Origin of the sequence: Agrobacterium sp. CGMCC 11546, assembly GCF_013365515.1 — a bacterium.
Taxonomy (GTDB): Bacteria; Pseudomonadota; Alphaproteobacteria; order Rhizobiales; family Rhizobiaceae; genus Agrobacterium; species Agrobacterium fabrum.
The window spans coordinates 538,629-557,844 of record NZ_CP047388.1; the positions used below are offsets into that span (position 1 = coordinate 538,629).

Below are 19,216 nucleotides of genomic sequence, written 5' to 3' on the forward strand. Positions count from 1 at the left end.
GAGCGGCTACCGATCATGGATCTTTGCTATGTCGAGCGGCAGGGTAAAAACGAATTTCGAGCCGATCGGTTCGTTCTTTTCCGCCCATAATTGCCCCTCATGTGCCTCGATGATCGAACGGCAGATCGCAAGGCCCATGCCCATTCCCTGATCCTTGGTGGTGAAAAAGGGCTCGAAAATCCTGTCGGGAAACTGGACACCCCTCCCCCGGTCCGCGACTTCTATCCGCACCATGTCGCCCGCCCGGAAAGCACGGACCTGAAGGACACGCTCGTTCGCAACGGAAGCCATGGCATCCATGCCATTACGCAGGAGATTGACCAATACCTGCTGGATCTGAACCCTGTCGAACGGCACGAGCAGGAGACCGCTTTCCCCTTCGACAGTCATCCTGATGCGCCGCCGGCCCGCCTCCTCCGCAAGCAGGTCGCGGGCCTGCCGGACAGCGGCGCCAAGCTCGGTACTATCCCGCTTATCCGTCGATTGCCGGAAGAGGGCGCGAATACGGCTCACCACATCGGCTGCGGAATTGGCGCTCTGGACAATGCGTTCGAGCGTTTTCTGCGCGCGTTCGATATTTGGCGGTTCGGCGGTGAGCCAGCGCTGGCAGGCGCTGGAATAATTCATCACCGCCGAAAGCGGCTGGTTCACCTCATGCGCGATGGAGGCCGACAATTCCGCAAGGCTGGCCGCCTGGCTGGAGCGCGCGAGGTTTTCGTGAGCGCGGCTCAGCTCCTCCTGCGCCTGCACCTGATCCTCGATATCGAGGCAGATACCGTTCCACTGCGCGATCTCACCGTCGCCATTGCGCATGGCCGAGGCTCGGGTCTCCACCCAGCGATACACGCCATCGAAGCGACGCAGCCGATGTCGCTGCAAATAGGGCTCGCCGGTCGCCAGCGAACGGGCATAATGTTCCTTGACCACCGCGAGATCATCGGGATGGATGACCGCATCCAGCGTACCATCCAGCCGGGATTTTCCGAAACCGTCCGTGTCTTCAAGATTGAAGCCAAGATACTGGCGCAGCCGCTGGCTTCGATAGATGGGTTTCCCATCCGGCAGAGCGCAATAAATTAGCGCAGGCAGCGTTTCGACGAGCTGCTGAAGGTGCCGTTCGCTTTCCCGCAAAGCTTCCTGCGTGGTTATGAGATCATGAATGTCGGAACTGACGCCGTACCAGTAAATGATCGTGCCTGTCTCATCGCGCAACGGTTCCGCGCGCGTTTCGGTCCAGCGATAGCTGCCGCCGGCCCGGAGCTGGCGGTATCGCTGAAGATAGGGAATGCCAGCCTCGACAGAACGCAGAAACGCCTCGCGTGCCGCAGCCCTGTCCTCCGGATGAACGACACCAAGCGACGGTGACCCATTGGGCGCCGTCATATCTTCAAGCGTGGCGCCAGTCACTTCCGTGAACTGCCTGTTGACATAGGCCGGCGCTCCGTTCGCCATCGTGCTCCAGATCAGCGCCGGTACGGTGTCGATAAGCTGCTGCAGCTGCCGTTCGCGTTCGCGAAGGGCGGCTTCCGTCCTCTTATACACGTCGATGTCCAGCGCGGTTCCATACCATCCCGTGATGCGGCCCTGCTCGTCACGCGTCGGGCGCGCCGCAGCCCGATGCCAGACATAGCTGCCATCGGCGCGCGCGGCCCTGTATTCGCAATTCCAGTGTTCTCCCGTTCTGAGGCAGCGGCGCAGTGTTTCCGCTGCCCTGTCGCTGTCGTCGGGGTGGATGCCACGCTGCCAGCCCTGCCTGCCGCCACCGAGAAACGGCTTGTCGTCCAGCAGAGCGTTGAGATCATCGAGCGCCCTCGCGACCGAATTCTGCGAGGCAGGCGTTGCATAGGTAAACTGCCCGATCGCATCGATCGCCCAGGCGTCGCCATAAAGTTTTTCGATGGCAAGAGCGGCCTGGACCGCATTGCGCGTCTCACCGAAAGAACTGGCCCTCATCCATGGCTCGTCCTGCCGCGTCATTGCCGGATCGACCTCCGCACTGACGCCATTTTCCGGCTCGAGCCGGAGTTCGACCTGCCGATAGCTGCCATCCGCCTGAAGCTGGCGGTAGCGGGTGATCTGCGGGATGCCATGAAAGAAGGCTCGTGCCGCCGCCTGCTCGACCGCCGCGCGGTCGTGCGGATGGACGGTGTCCATCGACCGGAGAATATCATGCGGAGTTCGACCGGCGGAGGGATCGTCGCGATTGTCCTCCCGCGACGCCAGAGCGATGTCGATCACCGTACCGTACCACCCCAGGATCACGCCATTTCCGCCGCGTATAGGCTGACCGGAGCTGCGCGCCCAGCCATAAACGCCCGTCGCCCGCAACATGCGGTGCTCGACATTGTAGTGCTCGCCTGTCCGCAGGCACCGGCGCCAGGCAGCGGCGGCAGACTCGTAATCTTCCGGGTGAATGACCTGCTTCCAGCCGAACGCGCTTTCGCCCGATTGGGAATTGAGACTTTCAAGGCTTATGCCGAAAAAGGCGAGTGCGGCCGGCGTCACATAAATGAAATTGCCGTTGGCATCGGCCGCCCAGGCATTGCCGATGATGCGCTCGACGACCTTCGCTGCCTCAACGGCATCTATATCGGGTGGCCTTGCCGATCCCGCTCCATCCATCCCTGACGTTTCCGCGGACCTCGACATGCCTCAACCCGATCCCATCATGTTTGAGATCGCCGTGATGCACGTTGAACCGAAACCGCAGCACAGCCATCTGGCGAGAACGGTATACCGGAGCTTGCGACAAGGACACCTGTTCCGAAGGATAGGGCGAGGATTTAGAGGGTCATCACCGCGCACCAACCCTGCGGCCCGTGGTCGGTACGGGCAGGACCTGCGCGCAGGCGCTTGTTCCCGGAGCATTCCCGACAGCACTATCCTGCTATTCAGGTACTGAAGATCGTCCGGATCGACTTCAGGAAAGCGGAGGCATTGCGTTCATGTTTTGCCTGCGTGAGTGGCAGCTGGCTGACGTTACCGGAACTTGCCAAAAGCATCGTCGTAACCTCCTCGGCTATCGCCGGGCGCTCGGCGATCAGCCGCGCGAAACTTTTCTGGTCGATTTCATAAGCGGTGACCCGCGTCAGCGCCAGCAGGGTATAGGCTTCGCCCATTCCCTCAAGGAGCCCTGTTTCGCCAAAAAAATCTCCAGGAGAAAGGCGTCTTTTTTCCTGTTCGCCATGCTGCATCGAGACGACGCCGGTACGGATGATCATCATCGAAGGCAAAGCCTGTCCTTCGGCGACGATGACCTCACCTTGACGATACTCACGTTCGCTGCCCGACTGCGCCAGTTTTTCTCTTTCAGCCCTGGTCAATCTGGAGAGGATCGGATTTTCGTCGATGACTTCCTGCAAGGTGGCTTCAGCCCGCCGGGAAATCTCCGTAGACCCAACACCGTTCATGATGGCGATCGCTGAAGGAGGCATCGCGAGCTGCAATCCAATCGACCGGCAATGGCGATAGAACCGGTCGATCACCTCATTCTGGGCCTTTATCCGCAGCATCGGATTGCTCACCCGGAAAAACAGATGGATTTCCAGCGCTGAGGCATCCAGACCGCTCATCGAAACCAACGGCGGCGGTTCCCTCATGATCGAGTTGCAACCGGCCAGAACCGTCGTCATGGCCTCCTCGATCATGGATGGAGCGTGTGTCGGCACCAGCCGGACCGTCATCTTGAGAAGATGCGTTTCATCGGGCCGGCTGACATTGGTCAGCTTCAGCTTGGCAAGAACACTATTGGGCAGAACGACGATATTATTCGCACCCGTCAGGATCTGCGTCGAACGCCATGTGCTCGCAATCACCCGGCCTTCCGTACCATCCTCAAGAAGAATCCAGTCACCCAGCGCATAGGTGTGGCCAAGGTTGAGAGCAACGCCGGAAAAGACATCACCCAGCGTGTTCTGCAGGGCAAGGCCGAGGGCAATGGCGATAACGCCTGATGTTGCAACCAGCGTTCCGACCGGAACACCGAACACGAAAGCAAGGGCCGACAGCGTGACGCACACATAAACGACGCCAACGACGATATCCTGCAACAGACGAGCCTCGCGCGGCCTACCCTCCAGCACCAGATAGATTCGCACGAAACCGATAACCGCCCAGGAAAGATGAAGCCACCACAACAATTGGGCGAAGACAATAAAAACGGCATGCTCATCGCCGGTCCACAAATCTTTCGGTGGGCCGAGCGGAATTTTTCCGAGAACGAGAACTGAGGTCATCGCCCCGAAAAAGGCGATCTGCACCACAAGACGAAGATTGGAGCGCTGCGAACCGATGCGCTTCCACACCGCCATTCCGGCAAGACCGAGAATGATCAGCCATACGAGCGGCGCAGCGGCGATTTCACCCATATATGCCTGCAGCATCGTGATCCTCGCGATCTCCGGTGGTCAATAACCGATGCCGGCGATGTAGTTCGCCAGCATGTGTTCCTGCAGCTGCTCCTGTTCGAAGAGCACTTTCAGCGCATCGCGGATATCGAGGACGCCGAGTGGCCTTGCATCCGCGTCGAGCACCGGCATGTTCTGGACGCGATTGTCCACCATCACCTGCCATGCCGTCTGCAATTCGTCTGCCGGGCTGCAGGAAACAATGTTTCGGCTCATCAGAGATTCAACGCTCGCCTCCTGCTCGCCATCCGTCATATGCCGGATGAGGTCGGACTTGCTGAGCACGCCCGCAGCCTTGCCGCCTCGTTCGCGAACGACGGCAAGCCCAATCCCTGGATTGGAAAGCGTCAGGGCCGCCACCTGGAGTGTGGCGGCGACATCGATCATCATCAGGCGCGCCGACGTCATGGGATAGAGTTTTTCGATACGCATGAAAATTCCTCCTGACGGCGCGCATTGGCGCAGCCGGGACCATCAATTTGACTATGGGAACCTAGGGTGGCGCCGCTTACCGGCGCCACCCTACTGCGAAAAGTGCGGCGAGGATCGCACTTTTCGCAGTCAGCTTATTTTTCGTAGACCGTCAGATTGGTTTCGTTGGTATCGACCACGAACACGGCAAGCAGGCGCGCGCGTTCCGTCTTGCTTGCATTTTCGCTGACGGCATGATGGTCCCCCGGATACTCGGAGAAATTCTCGCCGGCGTGATAGACGGTCACCGGCCCATTATTGACCTGGCTGGTGATCGCACCCTCAAGAACAGTCGCGTAGATGAATGCGGAATTGGGATGCGTATGAGCCGGCGACGTGCCGCCTGGGGCATATTCGACGAGCACGCCCTTCAAGCTTTTGCCCGGCACATTCGGCAGTGGCTGGTCGTAAACCACCTTTACGTTTTCACCGCTATTGGTGTCATGCGCCGTCGCCGCAGCCACGGAGGCAAGGACGAGAGCCGTTGCGCAGAGAAGTGTTCTGATCATTTTTCAACTCCTGAAATTGGAGGCCCGCGGTCCCGAAAGACCGGCGAGGCCGATAGGGTTTCGTGAGCGCAAACCGCTTATTTTTTCTGGGCGGCGGAGAGCGCCAGCCAGTCTTCGAAGCGGATAGCTCCAAGGCGGGCGCCATCATCCGGAACCAGCGTCCGGTCGTCGACGGAGACCTCGAAATAACGAGCACGTGGGTCGGCGACGATGCTGCGCGGATCGTTGGTGGCTTTGAGGTAACGCGCGATGAATTCGTTCATCGGGGCACGCTCCGGGCCGGCGATCTCGATCACACCGTTCACCGGCGCGGCAAGAGCGGCATCAGCCATGGCATCGGCGACATTGTCTGCCGCAATCGGCTGGAATGCACCGGTCGGCACGCGAACAGTCGTGCCTTCGGTTGCGGATTGGGCGATGGCGCCGACGAACTCGAAGAACTGGGTCGCATGCAGTATAGTGTAGGGAACACCCGACTTGCGGATATGGTCTTCCTGACGCAGCTTGGCGCGAAAATATCCCATTTCTTGCATACGGTCAGTACCGACAACCGATAAAGCGACGTGGTGGCGAACCCCCGCGGTCTTTTCCGCCGCAAAAAGATTGCGACCGGCCGCTTCAAAGAAATCCATGGCGGCCTTTTCTTCGAAGGAAGGCGAATTCGCCAGATCGATCACAACCTCCGCACCCACCAACGCTCCGGCGAGGCCTTCTCCCGTCACCGTGTTCACACCCGAATTCGGAGAAGCGGCGAGCACCTCGTGCCCCTTCTTGCGAAGCCGTTCGACGGTCTTCGAACCAATGAGGCCGGTCCCTCCGATAACAACGATTTTCATGTCCAATCTCCTGGTTTCAAGTTTGATTTGAATTTCCGGAACTGCCTGCGTGCCTTTGCCGAGACCGCTTCCTCGATTAGCGACGCTGTTTCCTTCGGGGACAATGCGTCACGGCGGGTCGTTCGCCTATCGAACGGAGGCATCGACCATCTAGTCCCGGAGTACAGGTAGGATAGATCGGGTGATTAGATGCGCCGATCGACCCCGATGCGACGACGGCCCGCGACGAGAGGCGGCCTCGCGCCCCATTGAGGGTCATGGCATAGCGACTGAAAATAAGGTGACGGCGTTCAGGCTCAGGCTTGCGGCTTTTCACGCAGGCTAGAGGGCAGTGAATCCCACGCGCGGATCAATTCGCCGACGGACGTGGTGCGCATCTTGCGCATCACATTGCTGCGGTGGAGCTTCACCGTGATCTCGCTTATTCCGAGTTCGAAAGCGATCTGCTTGTTGAGGCGGCCGCGCACCACTTCGCCAAGGACCTGGCGTTCACGGGGTGTGAGAGTGTCAAACCGGGTGACGTGCTGGTGGATATTTTCCGCCTGGGCCCGCTGTTCCACGTCTCGTTGAATTCCGGCAATCACGGCGTCCAGCAATGTCTGGTCCCGCACCGGTTTTGTCAGGAAATCGACGGCACCTGCCTTCATGGCCTGCACGGTCATCGGAATATCGCCATATCCCGTGAGAAAGACGATGGGTTTCGTGACGCCACGCGTCGAGAGCTGCTGTTGCAGGTCAAGGCCGCTTGCGCCCGGCATGCGAACATCCAGCACCAGGCAGCCAGGCCGGTCGGGAAGGCCGACGTTCAAAAGTTCCCGGGACGAAGAAAAACAGGCGACGGCGAGGCCTACCGATTCCATGAGCTCCTGAAGGGAGTGGCGAACGTCTTCGTCATCATCGACGACGAGAACCAGCGGCTCATCCGCAGCGACAGTGGCGGTGGCCATTCATCATCTCCCGAAACGGCGGGTTGCGGGGGTAACGATGCACGGCTCACCAGCCTCATCGCACCGCGGTCGATTGCGCATCACCGGGTGAAAAACGTCGTTATCGGCCAAAATGACTGTATCCTTCATCGCTTCACCCTATCCTCATCTGCCTCAGCAACCGCGTCGACCGGCAATCTGGTCTCCTGCTCAATTCTCAGGTCAAGGCAACGACCCATCTTCCGCGACTGTCCGGCGGGTCCGTCTCTTCACCTTGAGATCAAGCCATTGGCGGACGTCCTCGGAGAATTCCGGCGGGGCCTTGCGCCCGAAATCGCCGGCTATATCGGCCAGCGTCTGACTTGCGAGCGAATCCCGCATCGCTTTTTCCGCGCGCAACATCACCGCATGGATCGCGCAGACACCTTTGGTCGCCCATGAAGGCGGACGCTGCCGAAAAACGGCACAGCGACCTCGAATTTCCTGACAGTCAAACAGCGGCTTCCTGCCTTCGATGGTGTCGACGACTTCGAGGACGGTGATATCTCCAGGCGGCCTTGCCAGCAGATATCCGCCTTTGATCCCCTCGGATGCGGACACGATCCCTGCCTTCTCCAGCTTCGGAAATATCTTCGCCAGAAAGCTCGGAGAAATTCCCTGCAGTTCAGCCAGATCGCGACTGCTGAGCGGAGCGCCAGGAGAACTCGCCAACCACAGGAGACAATGCAACCCGTATTCCACACCTACCGTCATCTGAGCCATAACACGGACTATAATTGTCCGAGTTATGGCTGGCAAGCGTCAATTTGAACCGGCTGCTGAAGCACTGCTGTTATCCCATGCAAACAGCGCCACCGCGCAAGGCCAGCGGCCTAACCCGATCAATTATACGAGCAAGCCGAAAGGTTAGCTGGACGCGCCAAGTTGTCAGCAGGAGCGACCCCTTCGTATGGCTGGGCGGAGATGCTGCCCGCATGGCATCGTTTCGTCCATCAAGGACCGGCGCCTGAGATGGATTGTGAGAACGGGAGGCGGTGCGAGGGGCAAAAGCCTCATGAACCGCAAGGCGTATTGCAGCAAAGATAGCGAAAGCACTCATGAAATGGCTCGCGGCATTATTTGTGTTTCTCGGCACGACTCCTACCCTGGCGCAGGTTCCGCTCCCGGATGTCGCGCAGCAAGACAGCTCGCCCGAGACATCGGCCTCGCAGAAGATCGACGACCTGATGCGACTGTTCAAAGATCCCGAAATCCGCCGCTGGATAGAGGTCCAGGCCGGGCAGAAGACCGGCACTGTCGCATCCGCCGAAACCAGCTCTCCTGAAACAACCTCGATGGGTGATGTGATCAGGGAAATGGCGACGTGGGAGGGACGCGCGCGCGATCGTTTCCAAACGGTGATCTCGGCAGTGCCGGATATTTCCAGCGAAATCGAGCGGGTTTTCCTTCGCCTGCGGGCGGATGCAACGGGCAACGGCCACACCACGGCCTCCATCTTTCTCTCTCTGCTCGTCGCGCTGGGAATAATGGCGGAATGGTTTTTTCGCCGGAGGTGGCAACAGCACGGCAAGGGGATCGAACATTACCTGCCGACCGTTGTTTTTGCGGCTTTCATGGCGGTCTCATTATTTGCAATCCAATCGCCGCCCCTCGTTCGGCTTGTGGCCACCTTTTGTCTTCTGGCCTTCGTTGCCTATCGCCTTGTGGCGACGGCCATCGGGCATGCCGCTCATCCGGAAGTTCATGGGCGGTTAAAGATAATCGTCGGCCTTGGGCTCGCCATGACGGTCTCGACGGCGACAGGTACGATTCTCGACGTTGATGCCAACGCTCTTCAAGCGGCTGCCTTTCTCATATCCTGCATCATGTTGGGGCTTTCGGTCGAACTCGTCTGGCACAGTGTTAACCGGAGTGTCGCGACAAGGAGCCTGCTTTGCCTTCATCTTGCTGCTGTCTGGCTGCTCTGGTGCCTTGATCTCAGAACAGCCTTCTGGATCGGCCTCTATATTCTCCTGCTTCCACCCATGATGCGCGCCATCGGCCACGCCATACGCGACTATGTTGCGGTTCATTTCCTGATGCCGGCGTCGGACAGCCGGAGCGTCCTTCTTGTTCGCGGCGCCAGAGCGGCGATCACCGGGCTTGCCATTGCCTGGATAGCCACCGTCTGGGACAAGGACGGCCACATGATCGGCCATGGCGACCCGCAGACAGCGACCCTGTTCTACGGATTTCTGAAAAGCATCGTCATATTGCTGCTTGCCGATCTGGTGTGGCATCTCACCAAGGCGGCCATCGATCGCAACATCATGACAGCCCCGGCCGGTTCGGAGGCCGAAAATCCCACGGAGGAAACCCACGCCACCCGCCTTCACACGCTGCTTCCGATTCTGCGCAATGTGCTGGCGGTTTCGCTTTTCATCGTCGCAGGTCTCGTCATCCTCGGCCAGCTCGGTGTCGATATCGGTCCGCTGATAGCCGGCGCAGGCATTTTCGGCGTGGCGATCGGTTTCGGCTCTCAGGCGCTGGTGCGCGATGTCATCAGCGGCATCTTCTACCTTTTTGACGATGCCTTCCGGGTCGGCGAATATATTCAGGCAAAGAACTACAAGGGAACCGTGGAAGGTTTTAGCCTTCGTTCGGTCAAGCTGCGACATCATCGTGGGCCGCTCTTCACCGTTCCCTTCGGCGAACTCGGCGCGGTCGAGAATATGAGCCGGGACTGGTCCAAGATAAAATTCTCCGTCACCGTGCCCTATGACACTGACATCGAGAAGGCCCGCAAGATCGGCAAGGCGATTGGCCAGGAGCTGCTGGGCGATCCGGAACTCGGGCGCCTCTTCATCCAGCCTCTGAAAATGAAGGGTGTCGAGGAATTTGGCGAATACGGGATCGCCATCAGCTTCGCCATGGTCACCGTGCCGACCAGCCAGCAAAGTTTCATCCGCCGCTCCGCCTACGCGATGCTGCGCGAGGCCTTCCAGAAAAACGGCATCGCCTTCGCTCAGCCAAGCATTCAGGTCGGCGGCGGCAAGACGCCGGAGGCGACAGCTGCAGCCTATCAGTCGCAGCTTCTCGCCAGGGCAGGCGAGCAGGAAGACAGCACTAGTCTTTAGCGCCGGCTGCGGATTGCCAGCGCTGGGTCTGGTCGAACTGCCGCCGGTAATCACCCGGCGTCATGCCTCTGGCCGCGCGGAACTGGCGCGAAAAATGCGCGGCATCGGAAAAGCCGGTCTCCTCGGCTATCCGGGCGAGAGACAGATCCGTCTGCGCGAGCAGACGGCATGCACCACCAACACGCAACTGGCCGATATACTGACTGATCGTCATGCGGGTCGAGCGCTTGAAAAGCCGCTGCAACTGGCTGTCGCTGAGATGCGCTATCTCGCTCAGGGGCTTGATGCTTATGGTCCCGGTGTAATGGGCGTGAATATGATTGAGAACCCGCTGCATGCGCGCCCGATCCCGCGGCGCGGTGCTGGCGGTCACCTCTACGGCCGAAAGCGGCCTGCGGTCAGATACGCGCGCGAGATCGACGAGAACGCCAAGCAGCGTCAATATCTGCTGTTCCGGCGCGATTTTATGCAATGTCGCCAGACGCTCACGCACTTTCGCCAGCGCGCCCTCGCCGAAACAGATGCCGTGGCCGCTTTCAACGAGCAGCGGCGTGATGGCGCTCAGTTCCGGCGTCAGCGCGATCAAGCCCTCGATCCAGTCACGGGTAAACCAGCAGACCACCGCCCGATGAACACCCGGCGCGTTTATCAAGCCATGCGACTGCCAGGCGTGCGGCAGGTTCGGGCCGAGAAGAACAAGATCGCCATCGCCATAGTTTTCCACCGAATCCCCGACAAAGCGCATGCCGGCGCTGTTGAGTGTCAGGGTCAGCTCGAATTCGGGATGGTAATGCCAGTTGAAGGGAAATTCCGGCAGACGACGATCGAACAGCAGCCACGAACGGTCGGCCGGAACACTGACGGCCTCGAACCATGGCTCCATCTCTTTCGACCTTTCTCGCAAATCACGGCAGCAGGATGCGGCAATCATACAAGAAAACGCCGCAAGCGGGAATGGTCGATGCAGCCGCGATGATTATCCTCCGTTAAAAAGCAGGCCGTGAAGAGGACGAGGAGGAAACATGTCTTTCAGCTCACAGGGAGACCCCGGCAGCAAACCGGATATCGTCATCATCGGCTCCGGCGTCGGCGGAAGCGCGGTCGCGCTGAAGCTTGCCGCGACGGGTGCGAAGATATTGATCATCGAGCGGGGAGAAAAGCTGCCGAACGAACCCGAAAATGCCGACGCGGAAGCCGTTTTCGTTCAAAACCGTTATCGCACCACCGATCTCTACCGCGACGAAACCGGACGCACCTATCGCCCCGGGCAATATTATTACGTCGGCGGCCATACCAAGTTCTACGGAACCGCCATGTTCCGTTTTCGCGACCGCGACTTTCGCGAAGTCGAGCATGAGGATGGGGTTTCGCCCGCATGGCCTGTTTCCTATGCGGAACTGGAGCCATTCTACGCCGAGGCCGAACGGCTTTTCGGCGTCAGGGGCCGGGCCGGAGACGATCCGACCGAGCCACCGCGCTCAGCACCCTACATGCATGCGCCGATCCCCCACGAGCCCGTCATCGGCCGTGTGGCGAAGGGCTTCGAGCAGCTCGGCCTGCACCCCTTCCACATGCCCTCGGCAATCGACTATGGCCCCGGCGGCCTCTGTCGACGCTGCGGCACCTGCGATGCCTTCGTGTGCCGTTTCGACGCCAAGGGCGATGCAGAGACCCGGCTTCTGCACCCGGCATTACAACACCCCAACGTCTCGCTCCTGACCGGCGCGCGGGTGCGCCGGCTGATTGCCGATGACGATGGCAAACACATCGTGGCGGTGGAAATCGAACGGGCGGGCGAAATCAAGACAATCGAGGCGCCGCTTTTCGTTCTCTCGGCGGGTGCCATCAACTCTGCCCTCATCCTGCTTCGCTCGGCAGACGAGAAGAACCCCAACGGCCTTGCCAATTCCTCCGGTGTCGTCGGCCGTTACCTGATGAACCACCATCTGAGCGGGCTGATGGGCTTGTTGCCCTTCACCATCAACGACACCCGTTTCCCGAAAACAATGTCGCTCAACGACTTTTATGACGGCACGCCGGGCGATGAGGCCGCCCGCGGCAATGTCCAGATGCTGGGCAACATTCAAGGCCCGATGATCCGCGCCGCCTATCCCTGGATGCCAAGACCTCTTGCCAATCTTCTTGCCCGCCACAGTGTCGATTTTCTCGTCATGTCGGAGGACACGCCGAAATATGACAGCCGGGTAAAGCCGTGGGGGAAAAATGGGGCGGAGGTGATCTACCGTCCCGGCGACCGGGAAGCCCATCAGCGATTTGTGCGGCATATGCGTTCATTGTTGAGAAAAAATGGTTTCCCCGTCGTTCTCGGCCATTCCTTCGGCATCGAGGCGCCGTCGCATCAATGTGGCACCGTGCGCATGGGTGACGACCCGAAAGAGGCGGCGCTAAACGCCCTGTGCCAGACCTACGATCACCCTAATCTCTATGTCGTCGACGCCGGGTTCTTTCCGTCCTCGGCGGCACTCAATCCCGCTCTCACCGTTGCAGCACAGGCGCTGCGCGTCGGCGATCATATTCGTCAAAGCCGGTTTTCAAGCCTTCGCGCCCATGACATTTTATCTTCGGAGAACAACCATGCCCCATGACTTTCTCGCCGAGATAACCGGCTCCTTCGCCATGCCGGCCGGGGAGAACCCGACGGTCGCCATGATCGAGGCTGCCTATCAGCATCACGGCCTGAACTGGCGTTACATCAATCTGGAGGTCAGCCCCGAAAACCTGAAGGATGCCGTGGCGGGTGCGCGCGCGATGGGCTGGGCCGGGTTCAACTGTTCCATTCCCCACAAGGTCGCGGTCATCCAGCATCTCGACGGTCTGGGGGAATCCGCCGAGATCATCGGCGCCGTCAACACCATCGTCCGGCGGGGCGACAGGCTGATCGGCGAAAACACCGATGGCAAGGGTTTCGTCAAGGCGCTTCGCGACGTCATCGATCCGAAGGACAAAAAGGTCGTGCTTTTCGGCGCCGGCGGGGCAGCGCGCGCGGTGGGTGTCGAGGTGGCACTCGCCGGTGCCGCGCATATCACCATCGTCAACCGCAACCGGGAACGTGGTGAAACCGTAGCGCGGCTGATCGACGAAAAGACGCCCGCAACCGCCGTCTTCGCCGCATGGGAAGGCACCTTCGCCATTCCCGAGGAGACGGATATCGTCATTCACGCCACCTCGGTCGGCCTTTATCCTGATATAGACGGCTTGCCCGACATCGATCTGAAGACGCTGCGTCCCTCCATGGTCGTTGCCGACGGCATCCATAATCCGCCGCGCACGCGGCTGATCCGTGCCGCAGAGGCCGCGGGCTGCAAGACGGCCGATGGTCTCGGCATGCTGGTCAATCAGGGCGTCATAGGCATCAAATATTGGACCGGGGTCGATGTTGACGCCTATGTAATGCGGCAGGCCCTCGTCGATCTCAATCTCTAAGGGTATTGATAGACGAAGCGCCGCTCCTCCTGTCGAAGACACGTTTCATCTACGATGGGCATTTGAACAGATGAGGGAGGAGCAGGATGCCCCTCCCCTCCGGATATCAGGCAGCCTTGTCCCAGACCGGCGCAAGACCATCCGGCGACACGATGCGGCCGCCGGGAACAGCCAGAGCATGGATGGCGGCCATTTCATCGGCCGAGAGTGCGAAGTCGAAAATCGCGAAGTTTTCGGCAACGCGAGCCTCGCCGACCGTCTTGGACAGCGCAATGACGCCTTCCTGCTGAACGAGCCAGCGCAACACCACCTGCGCGACCGACTTGCCATGCCGGGCACCGATATCCCTAAGGACCGGGTCGTTAAAGACCTTGCCATCGGCCATGCCGAAATAGCCGGTGACCGACATGCCGGCCTTTCTTGCCGCGGCGATGACCACGTCCTGACTGAGATAAGGATGGTATTCGATCTGGTTGGTGACGATCGGAGCCCTGGAGAGCTTGACCGATTCAGCCATCAACTCGGTATTGAAGTTGGAAACGCCGATGTGGCGAACCTTGCCGGCTTCCTTCACCTCGTTCAGCGCGCCGATCTGCTCGGCAAGCGAAACCGCTTCATTCGGCCAATGCAGCAGAAGCAAATCGACATAATCGGTCTTCAGCTTCTTCAGGCTCTCGTCGATAGATTTGATGAAGGCATCATGCCCGTAGTTCTCGACCCAGACCTTGGTGGTCAGGAAGATATCGCCGCGGGCGACGCCGGAGTTGGCGATGGCTTCACCGACTTCCGCTTCATTGCCATAGATCTGCGCGGTGTCCACATGGCGGAAGCCAACCTTCAGCGCATGCGGAACGATCCTGAGAACATCGGAACCGGGTATACGGAAAGTGCCGAAGCCGAGGGCCGGAATGGTGGCACCATTGGCGGTTACGTTGTGCATGGGTTTCTCCTTGGTTATTCCGCAGCGGTCTTCGCCGGGGAGGATTGGCGGTTGAGGACAGGCAGGACATCGCGCGACAATTCGTCGATCACCTCATCCAGCGGCCGCCGTGAAGGCCGCAGCAGAAGTGCGAGATGATCGACGCCGGCGTCTTCCAGCGCATTGAGATGATCGATGAAGGCATTGCGCCCGAGCCGCGCGCCAAAGCGGCGGGGTGCCGGCCGCTCGTCGGGATCGTCGGCGAGGTCGAGATGGAAAGCGCTGACGAAGGCGCCACGCGGCAGGCCGAGGCTTTTGCGGGCGGCAGTCCAGTCACGCGCCTGAGCGGCAAGCCGTTCCAGCCCGTTGGGATAGACGAACCGCCCTTCCATATTGGCAGCGATCCATTCCGGCGACTGTTGGCCCTGCCCGGCAATGTTCATCGGAATCTGCGGCTGCTGCGGCTTCGGCAGCAGATCGAGGCTGGGTTCGATCCGGCCGTCACCGAGCGGCAGGCCGCCGGCCTTCCCGGCAGCGCGCATATAGGAGACGGCATCACGAAGCGCTTCGCCGCGGCCCTCGAAATCGAGACCGAGCAGCGGATATTCCACCGGCCGGTCGCCAGAGGCGACACCGAGGATCAGCCGTCCGCCGGACAGCCGGTCGACGGAGGCTGCGGCCTTGGCGACCATCATCGGGTGACGCAGCGGCAGGACGATGGCTGCCGTGCCGAGCGCGACATTCTTGGTGAGGCCAGCGAGGTAACCGAGATTGACGAAGGGATCATAGACCGAACCGGCGTCGCCGAAATTGTTTGGGTCGAAGACCGGCACGTCGCGCATCCACACGGCGGCGAAACCGGAACGGTCGACCTGGCGGATGAGATCGGGATAGCGGGTGAGATCGGGAACGCCGAAGGGACGGCCTTCCCTGACGCGCTGTTCTTCCCGTTCCGGCGACCAGTCGTTGTCGAGCGGCAGTTCGATACCGAGCGTCAGGCCGCCAGCGGGTTTGCGAATGAGGTCAAGCGCGGAAGAATGGCCTGTGTTTGAAGGGGACATCAGAATTCTCCGGAATAAAATCGGGTGGGTTCGGCCCGGCACCTATGTGCCGGGCCTTCAGGCATCAGGCGGCGTTGAGCACGGGGGCTGCACGGCGGTCGAGTGCGCCGCTCCAGATGGTCAACAACAAGGCGACGGCGACCAGGATCGCACCAACCCAGGGGGTCGCGCCAAGACCCATCGGCGATTCCACCACAACGCCTCCGAGCCATGCACCAAGTGCGATGCCGAGATTGAAGGCCGCGATGTTAAGTGCCGAGGCAACATCGACGGCACCGGGGCGGTGCTCCTTGGCAAGCTGCACGACATAAAGTTGCAGGCCGGGAACGTTGGCGAACGACAGGAAGCCGAGGGCCACAAGCGTGATTAGGGTCAAGACCGGTGAAACCGCGGTGAAGGAAAAGATCACCAGAACGATTGCCTGCAGGGCGAAGAGGCCGATCAACGCCTTGACCGGGTTGTGGTTGGCGATCTTGCCGCCGCCGATATTGCCGGCGGCGATGGCGATGCCGTAAAGCACGAGGATTAGGCTGACACTGGATTCCGAAAAGCCGGTGACATCCTGCAAGATCGGCGCCAGAAAGGTGAAGGCGACGAAGGTGCCGCCGTAGCCAAGTGCGGTCATGGCGAAGACGATCAGCAGACGGCCGGAGCCAAGCACGCGGACCTGATCGAAAATGCTTGCCGGAGGAGCCTTTTTCAGCGTGTTCGGCAACAGGACCGCAATCGCAACGAAGGCAACGATACCAAGCGCACCAACGGCCCAGAAGGTCGCACGCCAGCCGAATATCTGACCGATATAGGTGCCGATCGGCACGCCGGTGACAATGGCAACGGTCAGACCCATGAACATCATGGCGATCGCCGAGGCGCGGCGATTTTCCGGCACGAGATCGGCGGCAATGGTCGCGCCGACAGAGAAAAAGACACCATGGGCAAAGGCGGCGATCACGCGGGCGACGAGTAACATCTCATAGCTGGGCGAAAGGGCCGCTGCCGTGTTGCCGACGATGAACAGGGCCATCAGGCCAAGCAGAAGCGGCTTTCTTTCAATCCTGCCCGTGAGCGCCGTCAGGATCGGCGCGCCGAAGGTGACGCCAAGCGCATAAACACTGACGATGAGGCCGGCAAGCGGCAGGGTGATGTGGAGATCGTTCGCCACCGTCGGCAGAAGGCCGACAATGACGAACTCCGTTGTTCCGATCGCATAGGCCGCGATCGTCAAGGCGAAGATGGCTAGGGGCATGACAGGTTCCTCTCCGCTCACCGCCCGGGTGAGGGTTGCAGGGACAGCGTTGCTGTCGGGTTGGATTGCTGTGATGCAATATGGTCGAAGAGGGCTTGTGTGATAATCGACACTATTGGATAAATAGCTTTGAATTGAATTCACAGGACGGACACATGGACAATCGCACTGGCGAAATGGAAGTGTTTGTAAGCGCCGCGGAATTGCAGAGTTTTTCGGCAGCGGGACGACGCCTGAAGCTTTCGCCATCGGCCGTCAGCAAGCTCGTCACCCGCATCGAGGACCGCCTCGGCACCCGCCTGCTTGTCCGCTCCACCCGAATGATGACGCTGACGCCGGAGGGGGAAATCTACCTGGCACGGGCCCGGCGAATTCTGGCCGATATCGCCGACACGGAGCAGATCGTGGCGGCGGGTGGAAAACTGGTGCCGCGGGGCCTGCTGCGGGTGAATGCTTCCGTTGGCTTCGGCGAAAGGTTTCTCCTTCCGCTCATACCGGCCTTTCTCGAACTCTATCCCGAAGTCCAGCTCGATATCGCGCTGACCGATGGCATCATCGGCCTGATCGAGGAGCGGACGGATATCGCCATCCGCTCCGGGGCCATGGATGACTCATCCCTGAAGGCGAGAAAACTGCTCGAGAGCCGGCGGGTCATTATCGCTTCACCCTCCTACATCAAACGGCATGGCATGCCGCAGACACCGGCCGATCTCGCCGCCCATAATTGCTTCAGTTTCAATTTCCGGCGCAGCCTCAATGAGTGGCCGTTTCGCGATCCGGGATCGACGGAAATCTACCGCCTGCCGGTATCCGGCAACAGTTCCGTCAACAGCGGCATGATCATGCGCCGGCTCTGCCTTGCTGGCAGTGGTCTCGGCCGGGTGGGCCAGTTCCATGTCCAGCCCGATATCGATGCCGGGACGCTCGTGCCCGTGCTGGAGGACTATAATCCCGACGATGTCGAAGAAATCCATGCCGTCTTCGCCGGACATGAGCACCTTGCGACCCGCATCCGCGCGTTCATAGACTTCCTGGCAGAACACGTCGGCAAAGACCGGGCATAGCAGTTGATGGAATTGCGCGTGTTATCAATGCCGTGGAAAGATGGCATTGATGAACGACTTTACGTGGAAGGAGAAAGAATGCAGGTCAAAGCCGCTATATTGCGAGAGATGAATATGTCTCGCCCTTACGCCACCAGCAGGCCGCTTGCGATCGAAGAGATCGAGCTTGCCCCGCCCGGCCCCGGCGAAGTCCTCGTCCGCATCCGCGCCGCAGGCCTTTGCCATTCCGATCTTTCCGTCATCAATGGCGACCGGCCCCGCCCGATGCCGATGGCGCTCGGGCACGAAGCGGCAGGCGTCGTCGAGGCATTGGGCGAAGGTGTGCGCGATCTTGAGCCCGGCGATCATGTGGTCATGGTCTTCATGCCCAGTTGCGGACATTGCCTGCCCTGTGCGGAAGGCAGGCCCGCTCTGTGCGAGCCGGGCGCCGCCGCCAATGCCGCAGGCAGGCTGCTGGGTGGCGCCACCCGCCTGAACTATCATGGCGAGGTCGTCCATCATCACCTTGGTGTGTCGGCCTTTGCCGAATATGCCGTGGTGTCGCGCAATTCGCTGGTCAAGATCGACCGCGATCTTCCATTTGTCGAGGCGGCACTCTTCGGCTGCGCGGTTCTGACTGGCGTCGGCGCCGTCGTGAATACGGCAAGGGTCAGGGCCGGCTCAACCACGGTCGTCATCGGACTTGGCGGTGTGGGCCTTGCCGCGGTTCTCGGAGCCCGGGCGGCCGGTGCCAGCAAGATCGTCGCCGTAGACCTTTCGCAGGAAAAGCTTGCACTCGCCAGCGAACTGGGCGCGACCGCCATCGTGAACGGACGCGATGAGGATGCCGTCGAGCAGGTCCGCGAGCTCACTTCCGGCGGTGCCGATTATGCCTTCGAGATGGCAGGGTCTATTCGCGCCCTCGAAAACGCCTTCAGGATGACCAAACGTGGCGGCACCACCGTTACCGCCGGTCTGCCACCGCCGGGTGCGGCCCTGCCGGTCAACGTCGTGCAGCTCGTCGGCGAGGAGCGGACACTCAAGGGCAGCTATATCGGCACCTGCGTGCCTCTCCGGGATATTCCGCGCTTCATCGCCCTTTATCGCGACGGCCGGTTGCCGGTGAACCGCCTTCTGAGCGGAAGGCTGAAGCTAGAAGACATCAATGAAGGGTTCGACCGCCTGCACGACGGAAGCGCCGTTCGGCAAGTCATCGAATTCTGAAACCGGCTACACAGC

16 protein-coding genes are annotated in these 19,216 nt (G+C 60.4%); 5 read left to right on the forward strand and 11 right to left on the reverse strand.

Translation table 11 applies throughout. The features are described from left to right. Positions 1-6 precede the first annotated feature (6 nt). The 7 genes from GSF67_RS17260 to GSF67_RS17290 all read right to left on the reverse strand — a co-directional run bounded on the left by GSF67_RS17260 (position 7) and on the right by GSF67_RS17290 (position 7,910). Positions 7-2,649, reverse strand: coding sequence for a PAS domain-containing protein (locus GSF67_RS17260; protein ID WP_035216571.1), 2,643 nt, complete (start codon positions 2,647-2,649; stop codon positions 7-9). 242 nt (positions 2,650-2,891) lie between these two features. Continuing rightward, complete coding sequence (locus tag GSF67_RS17265) at positions 2,892-4,382, reverse strand: mechanosensitive ion channel family protein (protein ID WP_006315947.1); 1,491 nt, start codon at positions 4,380-4,382, stop codon at positions 2,892-2,894. Between the two features lie 24 nt (positions 4,383-4,406). Further along, entirely contained in the window at positions 4,407-4,838 is a 432-nt protein-coding gene (locus GSF67_RS17270) for a CBS domain-containing protein (protein ID WP_006315948.1), read from the reverse strand. A gap of 134 nt (positions 4,839-4,972) precedes the next feature. Next, the gene (locus tag GSF67_RS17275; RefSeq protein WP_006315949.1) at positions 4,973-5,386 is read right to left on the reverse strand and encodes a cupin domain-containing protein; all 414 of its coding nucleotides are present in this window, start codon (positions 5,384-5,386) and stop codon (positions 4,973-4,975) included. 77 nt (positions 5,387-5,463) lie between these two features. Continuing rightward, on the reverse strand, positions 5,464-6,222 hold the full coding sequence (locus tag GSF67_RS17280) for an SDR family oxidoreductase (RefSeq protein ID WP_006315950.1): 759 nt from the start codon (positions 6,220-6,222) through the stop codon (positions 5,464-5,466). A 296-nt stretch (positions 6,223-6,518) separates the two neighbouring features. Continuing rightward, a complete protein-coding gene (locus tag GSF67_RS17285) occupies positions 6,519-7,169 on the reverse strand; it encodes a response regulator transcription factor (protein WP_006315951.1) in 651 nt (216 codons plus the stop codon). Positions 7,170-7,370: 201 nt separating this feature from the next. After that, positions 7,371-7,910 carry an Rrf2 family transcriptional regulator gene (locus GSF67_RS17290; protein WP_035216574.1) on the reverse strand — a complete coding sequence of 180 codons (540 nt, stop codon included), beginning with the start codon at positions 7,908-7,910 and terminating at the stop codon, positions 7,371-7,373. A gap of 335 nt (positions 7,911-8,245) precedes the next feature. Between GSF67_RS17290 and GSF67_RS17295 the strand changes: the two genes are divergently transcribed. Continuing rightward, positions 8,246-10,264 carry a mechanosensitive ion channel family protein gene (locus GSF67_RS17295; RefSeq protein WP_006315954.1) on the forward strand — a complete coding sequence of 673 codons (2,019 nt, stop codon included), beginning with the start codon at positions 8,246-8,248 and terminating at the stop codon, positions 10,262-10,264. On the opposite strand, the gene GSF67_RS17300 is transcribed toward GSF67_RS17295, so the two are convergent. After that, positions 10,254-11,147 carry an AraC family transcriptional regulator gene (locus tag GSF67_RS17300; RefSeq protein WP_006315956.1) on the reverse strand — a complete coding sequence of 298 codons (894 nt, stop codon included), beginning with the start codon at positions 11,145-11,147 and terminating at the stop codon, positions 10,254-10,256. The genes GSF67_RS17295 and GSF67_RS17300 overlap by 11 nt on opposite strands. Positions 11,148-11,286: 139 nt before the next feature. On the opposite strand from GSF67_RS17300, the gene GSF67_RS17305 reads away from it, so the two are divergent. Both GSF67_RS17305 and aroE read left to right on the forward strand, forming a co-directional pair. Next, positions 11,287-12,870 (forward strand): GMC family oxidoreductase, encoded by a 1,584-nt coding sequence (locus tag GSF67_RS17305; RefSeq protein WP_006315957.1) that lies wholly within the window; start codon positions 11,287-11,289, stop codon positions 12,868-12,870. Beyond that, entirely contained in the window at positions 12,860-13,708 is an 849-nt protein-coding gene (aroE, locus tag GSF67_RS17310) for a shikimate dehydrogenase (protein WP_006315958.1), read from the forward strand. The genes GSF67_RS17305 and aroE overlap by 11 nt, the downstream gene beginning before the upstream one ends. A gap of 106 nt (positions 13,709-13,814) precedes the next feature. Here aroE and GSF67_RS17315 read toward each other — a convergent pair whose 3' ends face one another. The 3 genes from GSF67_RS17315 to GSF67_RS17325 all read right to left on the reverse strand — a co-directional run bounded on the left by GSF67_RS17315 (position 13,815) and on the right by GSF67_RS17325 (position 16,934). Further along, positions 13,815-14,648 (reverse strand): aldo/keto reductase, encoded by an 834-nt coding sequence (locus tag GSF67_RS17315; protein WP_006315959.1) that lies wholly within the window; start codon positions 14,646-14,648, stop codon positions 13,815-13,817. A gap of 14 nt (positions 14,649-14,662) precedes the next feature. Beyond that, positions 14,663-15,688 (reverse strand): LLM class oxidoreductase, encoded by a 1,026-nt coding sequence (locus tag GSF67_RS17320; RefSeq protein ID WP_006315960.1) that lies wholly within the window; start codon positions 15,686-15,688, stop codon positions 14,663-14,665. 64 nt (positions 15,689-15,752) lie between these two features. Next, positions 15,753-16,934 carry an MFS transporter gene (locus GSF67_RS17325; protein ID WP_006315961.1) on the reverse strand — a complete coding sequence of 394 codons (1,182 nt, stop codon included), beginning with the start codon at positions 16,932-16,934 and terminating at the stop codon, positions 15,753-15,755. A 155-nt stretch (positions 16,935-17,089) separates the two neighbouring features. Here GSF67_RS17325 and GSF67_RS17330 point away from each other — a divergent pair, with 155 nt between their 5' ends. Then, positions 17,090-17,998 carry a LysR substrate-binding domain-containing protein gene (locus tag GSF67_RS17330; RefSeq protein WP_006315962.1) on the forward strand — a complete coding sequence of 303 codons (909 nt, stop codon included), beginning with the start codon at positions 17,090-17,092 and terminating at the stop codon, positions 17,996-17,998. 78 nt (positions 17,999-18,076) lie between these two features. Beyond that, entirely contained in the window at positions 18,077-19,201 is a 1,125-nt protein-coding gene (locus tag GSF67_RS17335) for a zinc-dependent alcohol dehydrogenase family protein (protein WP_035216579.1), read from the forward strand. The last annotated feature ends 15 nt before the right edge of the window (positions 19,202-19,216 follow it).

Excerpts from the sequence above, each read along its gene's own strand:
- GSF67_RS17260 (WP_035216571.1), bottom strand. The coding sequence starts at position 2,649 with ATGTCGAGGTCCGCGGAAACGTCAGGGATGGATGGAGCGGGATCGGCA.
- GSF67_RS17265 (WP_006315947.1), bottom strand. The coding sequence starts at position 4,382 with ATGCTGCAGGCATATATGGGTGAAATCGCCGCTGCGCCGCTCGTATGG.
- GSF67_RS17270 (WP_006315948.1), bottom strand. The coding sequence starts at position 4,838 with ATGCGTATCGAAAAACTCTATCCCATGACGTCGGCGCGCCTGATGATG.
- GSF67_RS17275 (WP_006315949.1), bottom strand. The coding sequence starts at position 5,386 with ATGATCAGAACACTTCTCTGCGCAACGGCTCTCGTCCTTGCCTCCGTG.
- GSF67_RS17280 (WP_006315950.1), bottom strand. The coding sequence starts at position 6,222 with ATGAAAATCGTTGTTATCGGAGGGACCGGCCTCATTGGTTCGAAGACC.
- GSF67_RS17285 (WP_006315951.1), bottom strand. The coding sequence starts at position 7,169 with ATGGCCACCGCCACTGTCGCTGCGGATGAGCCGCTGGTTCTCGTCGTC.
- GSF67_RS17290 (WP_035216574.1), bottom strand. The coding sequence starts at position 7,910 with ATGGCTCAGATGACGGTAGGTGTGGAATACGGGTTGCATTGTCTCCTG.
- GSF67_RS17295 (WP_006315954.1), top strand. The coding sequence starts at position 8,246 with ATGAAATGGCTCGCGGCATTATTTGTGTTTCTCGGCACGACTCCTACC.
- GSF67_RS17300 (WP_006315956.1), bottom strand. The coding sequence starts at position 11,147 with ATGGAGCCATGGTTCGAGGCCGTCAGTGTTCCGGCCGACCGTTCGTGG.
- GSF67_RS17305 (WP_006315957.1), top strand. The coding sequence starts at position 11,287 with ATGTCTTTCAGCTCACAGGGAGACCCCGGCAGCAAACCGGATATCGTC.
- aroE (WP_006315958.1), top strand. The coding sequence starts at position 12,860 with ATGCCCCATGACTTTCTCGCCGAGATAACCGGCTCCTTCGCCATGCCG.
- GSF67_RS17315 (WP_006315959.1), bottom strand. The coding sequence starts at position 14,648 with ATGCACAACGTAACCGCCAATGGTGCCACCATTCCGGCCCTCGGCTTC.
- GSF67_RS17320 (WP_006315960.1), bottom strand. The coding sequence starts at position 15,688 with ATGTCCCCTTCAAACACAGGCCATTCTTCCGCGCTTGACCTCATTCGC.
- GSF67_RS17325 (WP_006315961.1), bottom strand. The coding sequence starts at position 16,934 with ATGCCCCTAGCCATCTTCGCCTTGACGATCGCGGCCTATGCGATCGGA.
- GSF67_RS17330 (WP_006315962.1), top strand. The coding sequence starts at position 17,090 with ATGGACAATCGCACTGGCGAAATGGAAGTGTTTGTAAGCGCCGCGGAA.
- GSF67_RS17335 (WP_035216579.1), top strand. The coding sequence starts at position 18,077 with ATGCAGGTCAAAGCCGCTATATTGCGAGAGATGAATATGTCTCGCCCT.